General features: G+C 72.7%; 8 protein-coding genes. 4 read left to right on the top strand and 4 right to left on the bottom strand.

The genetic code is table 11. From position 1 onward, the window contains the following. Positions 1-12: 12 nt before the first annotated feature. Positions 13-1,407 carry a cellulase family glycosylhydrolase gene (locus H4W31_RS21085; RefSeq protein WP_192768227.1) on the bottom strand — a complete coding sequence of 465 codons (1,395 nt, stop codon included), beginning with the start codon at positions 1,405-1,407 and terminating at the stop codon, positions 13-15. Positions 1,408-1,585: 178 nt separating this feature from the next. After that, positions 1,586-3,001: a M1 family metallopeptidase gene (locus tag H4W31_RS21080; protein WP_192768226.1), complete on the bottom strand. Its 1,416-nt coding sequence runs from the start codon at positions 2,999-3,001 to the stop codon at positions 1,586-1,588. A gap of 289 nt (positions 3,002-3,290) precedes the next feature. On the opposite strand from H4W31_RS21080, the gene H4W31_RS21075 reads away from it, so the two are divergent. The 3 genes from H4W31_RS21075 to H4W31_RS21070 all read left to right on the top strand — a co-directional run bounded on the left by H4W31_RS21075 (position 3,291) and on the right by H4W31_RS21070 (position 7,552). Further along, positions 3,291-4,253 carry a TIGR03557 family F420-dependent LLM class oxidoreductase gene (locus H4W31_RS21075; RefSeq protein WP_192772272.1) on the top strand — a complete coding sequence of 321 codons (963 nt, stop codon included), beginning with the start codon at positions 3,291-3,293 and terminating at the stop codon, positions 4,251-4,253. Between the two features lie 5 nt (positions 4,254-4,258). After that, positions 4,259-4,381 (top strand): hypothetical protein, encoded by a 123-nt coding sequence (locus tag H4W31_RS43795; RefSeq protein ID WP_264084079.1) that lies wholly within the window; start codon positions 4,259-4,261, stop codon positions 4,379-4,381. 144 nt (positions 4,382-4,525) lie between these two features. Next, entirely contained in the window at positions 4,526-7,552 is a 3,027-nt protein-coding gene (locus H4W31_RS21070; RefSeq protein WP_192768225.1) for an AfsR/SARP family transcriptional regulator, read from the top strand. Here H4W31_RS21070 and H4W31_RS21065 read toward each other — a convergent pair. Beyond that, positions 7,469-9,169 (bottom strand): carboxylesterase/lipase family protein, encoded by a 1,701-nt coding sequence (locus H4W31_RS21065; protein ID WP_318783316.1) that lies wholly within the window; start codon positions 9,167-9,169, stop codon positions 7,469-7,471. The two genes, H4W31_RS21070 and H4W31_RS21065, sit on opposite strands and share 84 nt — an antisense overlap. 216 nt (positions 9,170-9,385) lie before the next feature. On the opposite strand from H4W31_RS21065, the gene H4W31_RS21060 reads away from it, so the two are divergent. After that, the gene (locus tag H4W31_RS21060) at positions 9,386-10,414 is read left to right on the top strand and encodes a TetR/AcrR family transcriptional regulator C-terminal domain-containing protein (RefSeq protein WP_318783315.1); all 1,029 of its coding nucleotides are present in this window, start codon (positions 9,386-9,388) and stop codon (positions 10,412-10,414) included. A gap of 76 nt (positions 10,415-10,490) precedes the next feature. On the opposite strand, the gene lanL is transcribed toward H4W31_RS21060, so the two are convergent. Next, positions 10,491-13,724 (bottom strand): class IV lanthionine synthetase LanL, encoded by a 3,234-nt coding sequence (gene lanL / locus H4W31_RS21055; RefSeq protein WP_192768224.1) that lies wholly within the window; start codon positions 13,722-13,724, stop codon positions 10,491-10,493. Positions 13,725-13,873 lie beyond the last annotated feature (149 nt).

Raw genomic sequence — 13,873 nt, 5'->3', positions numbered from 1 at the left:
GTGTCGGCTCGATCAGCTAGCGGTACAACTCGGTGACATTCCCGTGCCGCTGCCGCTGCCCTGGAAGCCGAACTCGACCGACTGCCCGGCGGCGATCCGGCCGTTGTGGCTCACGTTCGTGAACCTGACCGTGCCGGTGGTGCCGCTGCTCTGGGCGTTCCACGAGTTGGTGACCGCGGCACCGGACGGCAGGTTCATGCTCACCGTCCAGCCGTTGGTGCCCGAGGAGCCGGCCGTCACCCGTACGGTGGCCACGAAGCCGCCGTTCCAGGAGTTCAGCGACACCGACGCCGTACAGCCGCCGCTGCCACCGGGCGGAGTCGTCGGCGGGGTCGTCGGCGGCCGGGTGGTGGGCGGCGTCGTCGGCGGTCGGGTGGTCGGGCCGGTGGTCGGCGGGTTGGTTCCGCCGTAGACGGTCGCCTCCCGGGCGGTCTGCCGGATCCCGTTCGCACCGTTGAAGATCCGCTGACCCCACGAGGTCAACTGGCTCACGTTGAAGTTCGTGACCATGTCGAGGTATTCGACGCCACCGCCGTTGCCACTCCACGACCAACCGATGTAACCGATCCCGTTGGTCTGGGAGTACGACATGATGGTGTCCTCGTCCGGGTTGCCGTCCGAGTGGTTGTGGCCGAACTCGCCCACCACGATCGGCAGGTTGGCGCTGCGGAACCGGCCGAGATAGTCGGTGATCTCGGCGGCGGTGTCGAAGACGCCGTACATGTGGATCGAGAAGACGGTGTTGCGGTCCGGGTCGGCGTTGAACACCGACTGTGCGTTGTCCCGCATGATGAAGGACCAGTCCTGGCCCCACATCGGCGCGTCGACCATGATCGTGTGGTCGAACCCGGCGTTGCGCAGCCGGGTGATCGCGTTGCGGGTGTGCGTCGGCCAGTTGGCGCTGGTGGTGGCGTTGTTGCCGAACGGCTCGTTGCCGATGTTCAGGATGACGTAGTTCTCCTGGCCGGCCAGGGCGCTCTGGACGCTGATCCAGTAGCTGACCGCCTGGTCCAGGGTGATCGCCGCGCCCTCTTCGCCGTACCCGGTGGTGTCGTGCACCTCCAGGACGCAGATCAGCCGGTTCGCCTTGCAGAGCGAGATCACGTTGGCGACGTCACTGGCGCTGTTCTGGGTCCACCGCGCACCGCTGCTGAGCACCACCCGTACGGTGTTCGCGCCCAGCGACTTGATGTTGGCGAATGAACCGGTTTGGTTCGCGTACCAGGTGTGCGCGTGACTGACACCGCGCATGATGAACTGGTTGCCGTTCGCGTCGAGCAGGCGCCCGCCGCTGACGGTGAAGCCAGCCGCTGCCTGCGCCGGCTGGGCGACGACGACCAGTGAGACGACCACGGCGACGACGAGCGCGAGCAGGGCCGATGCGACGGCATAGATTCGTTTTCTCATGACCTACCTCGGGGAGAACCCCATGACGGGGGAAACGTGAGGGATTGGTAACTGCAGCCCGACAGCTACCACCCGACTCCCTTGCGGCGGCACGGATCAGGGTAGGCCGATGGAGAAGTTAACGCAACCGGTTAAGTAGCCCTCCACCAGTACATCGTGGAGGGCTACTTAACGCGGTTCACCAGGACGTCGGCTTGCCCGGGGTGTAGAGCCAGGTCTGGAAGAAGCCGTCGAGTTGCCGCTTGGTGACCTTCTCGGCGAGCCGGACCAGGTCGGCCGTGCTCGCCGTGTCGTTCCGGTTCGCCGAGTACCAGGTCCGGAGCAGCGTGAAGAAGGCCCGGTCCCCGATCTTCGTACGGAGGGCGTGCAGCGTCATCGCGCCCTTGTTGTAGACCGAGCTGGCGAAGAGGTTCGTGGCACCCGGGTCACCGGGCGGCGGGTTCCAGAAGCTGGCCGTCGCCGGGCGGGCGTAGTTCGTGTCGAACTGCTGCTGCGCGGTGGGCCCACCGGTGTGCTCCTCCCAGAGCCACTCGGCGTAGCTGGCGAACCCCTCGTTGAGCCAGATGTCCTGCCAGCGTGCCGGGCTGACGCTGTTGCCGTACCACTGGTGGGCCAGTTCGTGGGCCACCGTGCCCTCGCTGGGCGGGCCGGAGTAGATGGGCCGGGTCTGGGTCTCCAGGGCGTACCCGGCGTCCTCGTCGTCGTCCACGATCGCGCCGTACGAGCTGAACGGGTAGCGGCCGAACAGGTCGGCGAAGTAGGCGATCATCTCCCGGGTCCGGGCCAGCCCGTCGGCGGAGTCCGGTCCCAGGTCCCGGTCGACCGCGTCGATGATCGGCAGCCCGTGCGGGCCGGTCGAGCGCCGCAGGTCGTAGTCGCCGACCGAGGCGGTGGAGAGGTAGCTGGCCATCGGGTCCCGGGCGCGCCAGACGAAGGTGGTCCAGCCCCTGCTGGTCCGCTGGTCGACGAGTTCACCGTTGGCGACCGCGGTCTTGCCCGCCGGCACCGTGATCCGGAAGTCGTAACCGGCCTTGTCGGTGGGGTGGTCGTTGACCGGGTACCAGGTGGAGGCCCCGTCCGGTTCGTTCGCCACGAAGGAGCCGTCCGGCGTGGAGACCCAGCCGTAGAGGGCGCCCTCGGCGTCGGTCGGCCGGCCGGTGGTGCCGTCGTACCGGACCACCACCGTGAACCGCTCGCCCCGGGAGAGTGCCCGCTTCGGCGACACCCGCAGCTCCTGGCCGTCCCGGTCGTAACGGGCCGGGCGGCCGTCGACGGTCACCGACCGCACCTCGAAGCCACGCAGGTCGAGGTTGAACCGGGAGAGCCCCTCGGTTGCCCGGGCCTCGATCGTGGCGACCCCGACGAAGGCCCGGCTGGACGGCTCGTAGCGGATGTCGAGTCCGTAGTGGAGCGCGTCGTACCCGCCGTTGCCGGCCGCCGGGAAGTAGTTGTCGCCGGCACCCGGCGCACCCGGCCCGCCCCCGGGACCGTCGTGGCCGGAGCCCCGGCCGGTGGCCGTGGCCGGGGTGGCACCGAGCGAGAGCGTGACCGACGCCGCCACGAGCACGGCACCGACACGTCGAGAGATCACCATGGTCGGACACGTTAATACGGCTGTTCACCCGGGGGAAGACGCACCGGCCGGCGACGCCCGGGCGGCCGGCGGAACCGACCCCCCGGGCGCCGTCATCCCCACCACAAGGATGATGCACCGGTGATCCTTAACCGGTTAAGGACGAAGCTACCCCGGTTGTCGACAGATAGTCAAGGACGTCACTTCCTCGTACGACCGGGAACTGGCGTCCCAGTTCTCCGTACGACCGGGATTCACCGTGGGCGAACCGGGTAGACAACCGGAATCGCCGATGGCGGAGGAGGTTGGCATGGTCGGAGTGGGCTACGCGCTGATGTGTGAGCAGACCGGTCCGAAGGAACTCGTCGAGCAGGCGATCCGGGCCGAGCAGGCCGGATTCGACTACCTGACCATCTCCGACCACTACTATCCCTGGCTGGAATCCCAGGGCCACTCCCCGTACGCCTGGTCCGTGCTCGGGGCCGTCGCCCACGCCACCTCCCGGATCAAGCTGATGACCTACATCACCTGCCCGATCCGGCGCTACCACCCGGCGGTGGTGGCCCAGAAGGCGGCGACGATCGGAGTGCTCTCCGACGGCCGGTTCACCCTCTCGCTCGGCGCCGGGGAGAACCTGAACGAGCACGTCGTCGGCGCCTGGCCACACGTACACCAGCGGCACGAGATGCTCGAGGAGGCGTTGCAGATCATCCGGCCGCTGCTCGACGGCGACAACCTGTCGTACTCCGGCAACCACTTCGAGGTTCCGGAGGCGTACCTCTGGGACCGGCCGGAGACGCCGGTGCCGATCGCCGTCGCGGCCTCCGGGCCGCACTCCGTCGCCCTGGTCAGCGAGTACGCCGACGCGCTGGTCTGCGACAACCCGGACGCGGCCGTGGTCCGGATGTACGACGAGGCCGGCGGCACCGGCAAGCCGCGTTACGGCCAGGCGGCGATCTGCTACGGGCCGGACCCGGATGCCTGCCGCAAGACGGTGCACGACCAGTGGCGGTGGGCCGCGCTGAACTGGACCGTCAAGGCGGAACTGCCCGGCCCCGAGTCCTTCGTCAGCGCCAGCCAGCACATCCGACCCGAGGACATCTCGCAGCTCGTGCCGTGCGGACCGGACCTGGAGGCACACGTCGCGTCCGTCCAGAAGTTCGTCGACGCCGGCTTCACCGACGTGGCGGTCGTTCAGGTCGGTGTGGAGAGCCAACCGATGTTCCTGGACTGGGCCGAGGACGAACTGCTGCCCCGGCTCCGGGAACTCTGACCGGCATGCGGCTCGGCCGGGTCGAGGTCCGTCCACTCGGCGGCGGGCTCGGTTGCCTGCTGATGATCCTGATCTCGATCCTCGGATCGATCGCGCTCACCGTCCTGGTCAACCTGGCACTGGGCTGACCGGACCTCGCGGCACCGACCGCGCCCGGCCTCGTGGGCGATCCTCCCGGGTCGTCGGGTCTGGTGTCCCTGGCTCGACACCGACGGTTGGACGAGGCTCGGCCTCGGCGGCCGTACGGCTGCCACGGCGGGGCGGAGACGCGTATGCGCTACAGAATCCTGGGTCCTCTGGCGATCGAGGCAGCCGGTGTCCCACTCCGGATCCGGAGTGCGCGGGTCTCGGCCCTGCTCGCCACCCTGCTCCTGGAGGCCAACCGTACGGTGCCGACCGATCGACTGATCGAGGCGGTCTGGGAGTGGCACGCCCCGCCGACGGCCCGCTCCCAACTGACCATCGTGGTCTCCCAGCTCCGCCGGCTGCTCGCCCGGGCCGGGGCGCCGCCGACGACGGTGCTCACCGAGACCGCCGGCTACCGGCTCACCGCGTCGACCCACGAGATCGATGCGCTGCTGTTCGAACAGTGGGTGGGTGACGCGGAGCGGGCCATGGCGGACGGGGCGCTCGCCGACGCCGCCGAGGGACTCCGGGCCGCACTCGACCTCTGGCGCGGGCCCGCCCTGACCGGGATGGACGGCCAGGTGATCCAGACCGCGGCCACCCTGCTCGCCGAGCGGCGCGCGGCCGTACAGTCCCGCCGGATCGAGCTGGACTTCGCCCTCGGACGGCACGACTGCCTGGTCACCGAGCTGGTCGGGCTCGTCTCCGCCGATCCGTTCAACGAGCGGCTCCGCACCGACCTGATCATCGCGCTCTACCGTTCCGGTCGGGTGACCCACGCGCTCGACGCCTTCGGAGAGTTCCGCCGCCGGTTGGCCGACGAGTTCGGCATCGAGCCGAGTCCACAGCTCGTGGCGCTGCACCGCCAGATCCTCAACCGGGATCCGGTACTCGATCCGCCGCTCGGGCCGGCGTCGCCGACGTCGCCGGGGCCGACCGGTCGGAACGAGCCGGACCGGCCCGGCCGACGCCCCGGCGGACCCCCGGGCCACCGCCGCACCGGCGGGCTCCCCGGCCGCCGTCCGGACGGAATGCCCCGGCGACGCCCCGCCGGACAACCACGGGGCCCGGCGCACCGTCGCCCCGGCGGCCGGAACGGTACGGCCGTCCTGCCCTGCCCCGGCTGGGTCGGACTTGCCGAACCGGGAGCACCCGGAACCGGCGCACCCGAGCACTGGGTATCCGAGGAGTCCACCCGGACGGTCACGCCCGGCCCGGAGCGGATCTCCAGCCTCGCCGCCGAGGCCAGACCGACCTCCGCCGTCGCGCCCGCAGCCGGACGGGCCGCCGTGGTCCCGTCCGGGATCGACACCGCCCCGGTGCACCTGCCGGCGACTCCGGCCGACCCGCGCGACGTACCGGTGACTCCGCGCCAACTGCCGCCGGCGGTGGCCGACTTCGTGGGGCGCGAAGCGGAGCTGGCCCGGATCCGCCGCGTCGTCGACGCCCGGACCGGGCGCCCCGGTCCGGCCGTGGTCGTCGTCGCCGGTCTGGCCGGAGTGGGCAAGACGGCGCTGGCGGTCCGGTCCGGCTGGCAACTCGGCGCCGACCACCCCGACGGCTGCCTGTACGCCGAACTCACCGACCGCCAGGACGTACCGGTCGACCCGCACGAGGTGCTCGGCGCTTTCCTGCGCGCCCTCGGCGTGCCCGACCGGTCGATCCCGGCCAACCGGACCGAACGGTGTGCCCTCTACCGTTCGGTCGTCGCCGAACGTCGGCTGCTCGTGGTGCTCGATGGCGCCGCCGACGAGGACCAGGTCCGGCCCCTGCTCCCCACCGGGCCGGCCTCGGCCGCGCTGATCACCGCCCGACGTCCGCTCACCGGGCTGGACGGCGCCCAACTGGTCGCGCTCGACGTACTTCCGGTCGACTCGGCGGTCCGGCTGCTCACCGGGATGCTGCCCGAGCGGGTCGCCGACGACGTACCGGCCGCGCACCGGGTGGCACAGCTCTGCGACGGACTGCCACTGGCGATCCGGGTCACCGGAAGCCGGCTCGCCGCCCGGGCGGAACGCTCGCTGGCCCAGAGCGCCGAACGGTTGGCCGACGGCACCCGCCGGCTCGACCGGCTCGCCGAGGGCGGTCGCGACGTACGGCGTGGCCTGGCCACCACCTACCAGCGGCTGGCTCCGGCCACGGCCACCCTGTTCCGCCGGCTGGGTTCGCTGCCGGTGGCCGAGTTCCCGGGCTGGCTCGTCGTGCCGCTGCTGGACGCCGATCGGAGCACCGCCGAACTCGCCCTGACCGAGCTGGTGGACGCCGGGCTGGTCCACCCCGGTCCGGCCGGCAGCGCCGGAGCCGTGCGCTACCGGATGCCCGAGCTGATCCGGTTGTACGCCCAGGAGCGGGTCGCCCTCGACGATCCGCCGCCGCTACGGGCCACGGCCTTCCGCCGGGCCTACTGGTGGCTGCTGGAACTGACGCTGCGAGCCGACGAACGGGTACCCGGCCAGGGCTTCCCCACCGGTGACCTCGGTCCGCCGGAGGGGTTCGGACCGCCCGCCGAGGTGCTTCGCGCCGTCGACGACGATCCGGTCGGCTGGCTCACTGCCGAGCGGAGGCTCGTGGCCGCCGCCGTGGCGCACACGGCCACCCTCGGCGACACCGAACTGGCCTGGCGACTCGCGGTGGCGCCCACCAACTTCCTCCAGCTGCGCGGGTACCTCGACGACTGGCAGCGCGCTCTCGACCAGGCCGGTACGGCGTTGCGGGGCCGGTCCGCCCCGGCCCGCGCCGAAGCCGTACTGGCACTGAGTTCCGCCCTGCTCCTGCTGTCCCGGGGCGAGGTCACCGAGGCGTGGACGGCGGCTCGGACCGGGCGCCGGCTCTTCCGTGAACTGGGCGACCCGCAACGGGTCGCGAGCTGCGCGACGGTGCAGTGGATGGCCACCCGCCGGATGCACCCGTTGGACCCGGAGGGCCCGGTGAACCCGGTCGGCATCACGCAGAACGCCGCCCGGCGTACCGGCGACGACGTCGGGGTGCCGCCGACGTCTTCCGGGGCAGCCCGGCGTGCCGGGATCGCGCGTCGCGCAACCCCGGCACCGCGTCCCGCCGAACACCCCGCACAGTTCACATCCCACGGGTCAGTCCATCGCACGCCAGAAGTCGTAGCGGTGGTCGCGGGCCAGGTCGGTCCGCCGGATCCCGTCCGGCCCGGGGGCGAGTGACTGGACGTACCGGGAGTCGAGCCGGAACCGCGCCCAGTCGGGGCTGCCGGCACCGTTCGGGTCTCCGGTACGGGCGAAGCGGGTCCAGTACCCGATCATCTGGTCGGCGAGTTGCCGCTGCTGCGCGCGGAGCGGCTCGGCGTACCCGACGTCGAACAGGTAGGGCAGGTCGGCGAGGTGGTACGCGCCGGGCGGGAAGCTCAGCACCGGTTCGGTACGGAACCACGGGGCCCGGTCGTCGGCGAACTCGTACGCGTAGGTCGGCACGTACCGCGCGAACTGGGCGTCGGCGTCGAGCGCCGGACGGACGTACTCGTGGTCGGTCATGATCGCGGCCAGTGCCTCGCTGGCGCTGTCGTAGTCGTCGCGCGGGTAGCGCGCGTTCACCTGGGCCGCCCGATCGCCGAAGAACGCGTCGACCAGGTGCGGGTACTGCTCGTCGGTGAGCTCGCAGCGGCCGGTCTCCGGCCCGTCGGGGCAGTTCATCCCGGAGCGCTCCATCCCCCACACCTGGCCCCGGTACTCGTCGTGGGTGGTCCCGGTCAGCACCGGGACCCGGTGGAATCCGCCGGTGGCCAGCGCCCGCGCCGGGTCGACCGGCAGCACCGTTCCGCCGGCGGACGGGCCGGGATCATGCTCGGGGCCGGGGAAACCGGCTGCCGCGACCAGGTCGGCGGCCGACTTCTCCCGGAGGCAGCCGGCGGTCCCGCGCGGATGGGTGACGCACCCCAGTTTCTCGACCAGCGCCGTCGCCTGGGCCTCGGCGGCCTGCCGGGTCTGCAAGGGCGTAGCGCAGGAGTTGCTCTGGATGATCGCCCGGTGGAACAGTCCGCCGGACGCCGGAGCCGCCAGGTGCGTGCAGACGCTGGTGGCCCCGCCCGACTGGCCGAACAGCGTGACGTTGCCGGAGTCGCCCCCGAAGGCCGCCGCGTTGTCCCGGACCCAGCGCAGCGCCGCCTGCTGGTCCTCCAGGCCGACGTTGCCCGACGTCGGCCGGCCGGGACCGGCGTCCAGTGCCGGGTGGGCCAGGAACCCGAGCGGACCGAGCCGGTAGTTCACCGTGACGACGACGACGTCGCCCCGGGTGGCCAGCGACCGGCCACCGTAGACGTCGCCCTGACCGAACAGGAAGTGTCCACCGTGCAGCCACACCATCACCGGCAGCTGCCGGCCCGGTCGCGCCGCCGGGGTGGTCACGTTGAGGTACAGGCAGTCCTCCGACTCGCTCGGTTGGTCCATCGGCAGCCCCCGCAACTGGGCACAGGCCGGTCCCGGGCGGCCCGCGTCGCGGATGCCCGTCCACCGCGCGGCCGGCCGGGGCGGCTGCCAGCGCAGCTCGCCGACCGGCGGCGCCGCGTAGGGGATGCCCTGGAACGACCGGTGGTCGCCGGCGACGGTCCCCCGGACCGTTCCGCGATCCGTCCGGACCACCGCCGGGCCGGACCGGGTTTCGGCCGCGTCGACCGGATCGGCGCCGGCACCGGTCAGCAGCACGGTGCCCGCACCGACCGCCGCGACCACCGCGACCGTGCCGGCGAGGGTACGGCGCCACGAACGGGTACGGCGGTCGTTCGGGGCGGCTGGGCGGGCAACTGTCGCCCGGATGGTCTCTCGCACTGGTTTCCTCCAAGGTCCGGCTGGCAGATGTACGCAGTACGCAGCTGATCCCGTACGTCGTACACTTCCGTGCCGCCATGGTTGACCTGGTGCGCTTTTCCCGTCAATCGGCGGGCGCGATGGCACTAGTGCACTGGATTTCGCGACCGCCGACCGACCTGCGGGTACGGCTGGAACCGTTCGGCCACCGGCTATCCTCGGTCCGCTGGTGCTCTAGTGCGACAGCGTCCGCTGCGCCTGGTTCCCAGCTCGAATCCGGCCAACTGCGCCCCGGAGGTGTCCGTGACCCACCCCGACCCGCCGTACCTGCGGATCGTCGCCGAGATCCGGCAACGGATCGACACCGGCGAACTCGGCGCGGGCGACCAGGTCCCGTCGACCCGTCAGATCATGCGGCAGTGGGGCGTCGCGATGGCGACCGCCAGCAAGGTGCTGACCGTGCTGCGCCAGGAGGGGCTGGTCCGGGCCGAGCCCGGCCGGGGCACGGTGGTGGTCGGCGACCGGGAGCGGGGAACGCGTCCGGGTCCGGCCGGGACGGCGTCGCCGCGTACGCCCCCGCGTACGGCCGGGCGGGCCGAGCCCGAGCTGACCCAGCGACACATCGTGCGGGCGGCCATCGAGATCGCCGACGTCGAGGGGCTGCCGGCGACGACCATGCGGCGGCTGGCGACGGAACTCCGGGTCGCCACGATGTCGCTGTACCGGCACGTCCGGGGCAAGGACCACCTGGTGGTGCTGATGGCCGACACCGCGTTCGGCGAGGACGACCTGCCCGACCCGGCTCCGTCGGGATGGCGGGCCCAACTCGAGTACCTCTGCCGGCTGCAATGGTCGATCTACCGGCGGCACCCGTGGCTGTCCCAGGTCGTCTCGCTCACCCGCCCGCTGCTGGCCCCGAACGCGATGGCGCACACCGAGTGGGCGATGCGTGCCGTCAGCGGTCGTGGCCTCGACCTCGACACCGTGATCCACATCGCCGCCACGACCGCCAACTACGTACGGGGCACGGCGGTGAACCTGGAACGCGAGGCCGAGGCCGAACAGGACACCGGCATCACCGACGACGAGTGGATGCGTACCCGGGGTGCGGCCGTCACCGCGATGTTCAGCGCCGGCGAGTTCCCCCTGATCGCCAGCAGCGCGACCCGACCCGACGTCGACCTGAACCTGGACAGCCTCTTCGAGTTCGGTCTGCAACGCCTGCTCGACGGCATGGTGCCGCTGTTCCCGCCGCCGAACCCCTGAGCGGTGACCCGGTCCGTGACGAGCGGCCGGGCCCCAGCGCAACAGGGGGGCCGGGAGCGGGTAGGCCGGAACCCGGTCAGCAGCGACAGGCAGGCCCGCCCGGACACGCCGCGGTGCGGTGGGCGAGCGCGGTTCCCGGCAGTGCGCCCCGCTGCACTCCGGCTCCGGGTGCCGTGACTGCGGCGCCCGGTCCGGCTCCGCGGGCCGACCGGGGCCGGGGCAGGTCGGTACCGCCTGCCGGGCCACGCGCCGCGCCGCGCCGCGGCGTGACGTCCGGATCGGGATGGAAGAGGCGGGGGCCGCCGTCCCGCAGCCGGAGCAGGAACGCCAACTGCCCGGCCAGGCCGGTGCCGAATCCACTGTCGATCGGGCGGCCCGACTCGTCGGGCAGCAGCGCGAGGCCGTCGCGGTAGACCCGGATCGCCCAGAGTCGTACCGCGAGGGCCTCGGCCCAGCGGGCGTACCGCCCGTCACCCGTGGCGCGGGCGAGGTCGAGCAGGAAGTCCCCGTCACCCGGCAGCCCGTGCCAGTACGTCGTGCCGGCGGTCCACCGGGCCCGCATCACCGCCCGGGCCGCCGCCACCGAGGCGGTCAGGTAGCGCGCCTCACCGGTCCGGACGTACAGCCGACACAGGAAGGAGCCGACTCCGGCGGAACCGTCGTACCAGTGCGCCCGGGTACCCGAGGTCGTCGGCGTACCCGGCCACAGCGCGGCGTCGCCGACGTACCGGGCGGCGTCGAGGAGCGTGTCGGCGCACCGGACGGCGGCGGCGGTCAGATCCCGGCGCCCGAGCAGGTGCCCCGCCGAGAGCAGGAACGCCCCGATGCCGGCGGTGCCGTGCGCGAGGCCGTACGAGCGGTGCCCGGCGAACGCGGAGTCGAACGACGGATCGACGGTCCAGAGCATCGCCCCGGTACGGTCGACCGTGTCGAGCAGGTGCCCGGCCGCCGCCGTGATCCGGTCCCGCAGCGTCGGCAGGTAGGTGTGCTGCCACAGGTGCAGCAGGCAGGTGCCGAGACCGGCGACACCGTGGCTCAGCCCCGGATCGGGCCACACCACCGGTAGCCGCAGCGCCAGCTCGACCGCCCGGTCCACCAGGTACGGCCGGCCGAGCAGCCGGCCAGCGTCGCAGAGTGCCCAGGCGGTTCCGGCGGAGCCCGCGTACAGCCCGGGGAGCCGGTGCGGCTCCCGGTCCAGATGGTGCACGAGCCGGTCCAGCAGGGCGTCGAGCACCCGGCCGGCGCGCAGCACCGTTCCGGGTTCGGCCAGCCGGCCCGGCTCCGGGATCCGGTCGATCGGACCGGCGTCGACGGTCGACGATCCGCCGGCGACCAGCCGGGTCAGCACCGCGACCGGCCCGGCCATGCCGTGTCGCACCGTGCACGGCTCGACACCTCGACCGGAACCGCCCACCGGCCGGTGCCCGCCCGCCCCGACGCCGCGGTCCCGGTCGTGGTCGGTGGCGAGCCGGGCGATCAGTCCGCCGACCAGGTCCCGCCAGTTCCCGACCGGCAGGGTCGGCAACTCCGCGTCGGCCCCGACACCGTCGGGGACGCGACACCGCTGCGGGTCCGCCGACGCCGCCTCGCAGAGCGCGACGACCTCGTCCAATCCGAGCCGGTCGCCCGGCTCCTCGCGAAGCAGGCCGGTGATGATCCGGCGCAGCACCGGCGGTACCGGGCGTCCGCCGAGGGACGGCTCGACCAGCGCGCCGACCCGCTCCTGGAGCGACCGCAGCGGCGAGCGGCCGGCCGACCGGATCGAGGTGGTCCGGCCGACCAGGTGCAACGCCAGCATGCCCAGACTGAACCGGTCCGCCGCGCCGTCCGGCGCTGCCCCCCGCAACTGTTCCGGCGCGATGAAGCCGGGGATGTCGACACCGTCGAGGTCGAGGCGGGCCCAGTCGTCCGGTCCCCCGGTACGCAGTGCCGCCAGCTCCAGGTCGACCAGCCGGAGTTCCCCGTCCGGCAGCAGCAGCACGGTGTCGGGAGTGAGGTTCCGGAGCACCACGCCGACGGAGTGCACCGTCCGGACGAGCCGGGCCAGCCGGCCCAGCACCCCGAGCAGGACCGCGCCGTCCAGCCCGTCCGGCCCCGCCTCGGGGAAATCCCGCACCCCGAGTCGCAGCGGCTGTCCCGGCAGCAGTTCCTCGACCAGGAACCGGTGGTCCCCCTGCACGAACTCGCGCAGCGGTCGGGGCGCGACGCGCAGCGGTGCCAGGTGCCGCAACACCCGCGCCTCGTGCCCGAGCAGATCCCGGACGTCCCGCCCCCGGGCGTCCGTACCCACGTGTGGCCGGGCCTCCTTGATCAGCACCTCGGTCCCGGTACGCAGATCCCGCGCCCGGTAGACGCCGCCCTTGTTGGCCTGCCGGATCGCGACGGTCACCGCGTACCGGCCGCCGATCAGCACCCCGGTCGGCCCGGCCGGGTCGACGGGCCCCGACATCCCCGTCGACCCGGCCACCCCCGTTGTCCCCGGTGCCCCCGTTGCTCCGGGCACCGCCGTCGACCTGGCAGGGTCGATCGGACCGGTGGGCGCCGTACGCATCGACTGCATCGACGCGACCGACCACTTCGACCCGGTCCCGCTCGCCGGGGAGCCCGGCCCGGCCACCGCCGGTGCCCACCACTCCGGCGACGAGTCGAAGGGCATCTCCACCCACGGCGGTGGTCGGAAGGCCGCCTCGCAGCGGTCCTCGACCAGGTTGCCGAGGGGACTGACGACACAGCGACGGTGCCCACCGTCGTTGTCGAACACGCCGACACCGGCGAAGGCGCCGTAGCGGTAGTGCACCACCCCGCCCGGCCGGTACGGCTGGTCGGAGAGGATCGCCGGGCCGACCATTCCCACCGTCGCCTCGTCGAGCCGCTTCGCGAGTTCGCGGAACAGCTCGTCCGTCGCCGGGTACGCGGTGAGAAACTTTCCGCCATCCGAGCGGGGCGCCCACGGCCCGTTGAGGGCGGCGAGTTCCGGTCCGGTGGCGACGTACTCGAAGGCGGTGCCGGTCTCGACGAGCAGCGGGGCGCAGGCCGCCAGCACCTCCGGTGCGGAGAGTACGGTTGCCGACACGTGCAGCTTCCAGCCCTGTACCCGGCCGACCGGCGTCGCCGGGGTGACCACGTCCCGCCCGTCCCGCCGGTGCACGGTCCAGCCCGCCAGAACGATCCGGGCCAACAGGTCGGTAACCAGCCCGGCCGGCTCGGGCAGCCCGTACCGGGGCCCGGTGTCCGCACCGGACACCTGCCCGCCGAACCGTACGGCCCGGCCGAAACCACGGCCCTCGATGGCCGACGACTCGGTCGTCATGCGTCTCCCCATCTGCCTGGTTGTCGAGATGCCGGCCGTGGTGAGTGGCGGCTGGCACCGTCGACGAGCCTGCCGGGCGGCGCCATCGAGGCGGTATCGGTCCGATATCGAGCACGGCCGGGGCGGTGCCCGGATCCCTCGGCGGACAC

Source organism: Plantactinospora soyae, from assembly GCF_014874095.1.
In the GTDB taxonomy this organism is placed as follows: Bacteria; Actinomycetota; Actinomycetes; order Mycobacteriales; family Micromonosporaceae; genus Plantactinospora; species Plantactinospora soyae.
This window is presented reverse-complemented; position numbering and strand designations above follow the sequence as displayed.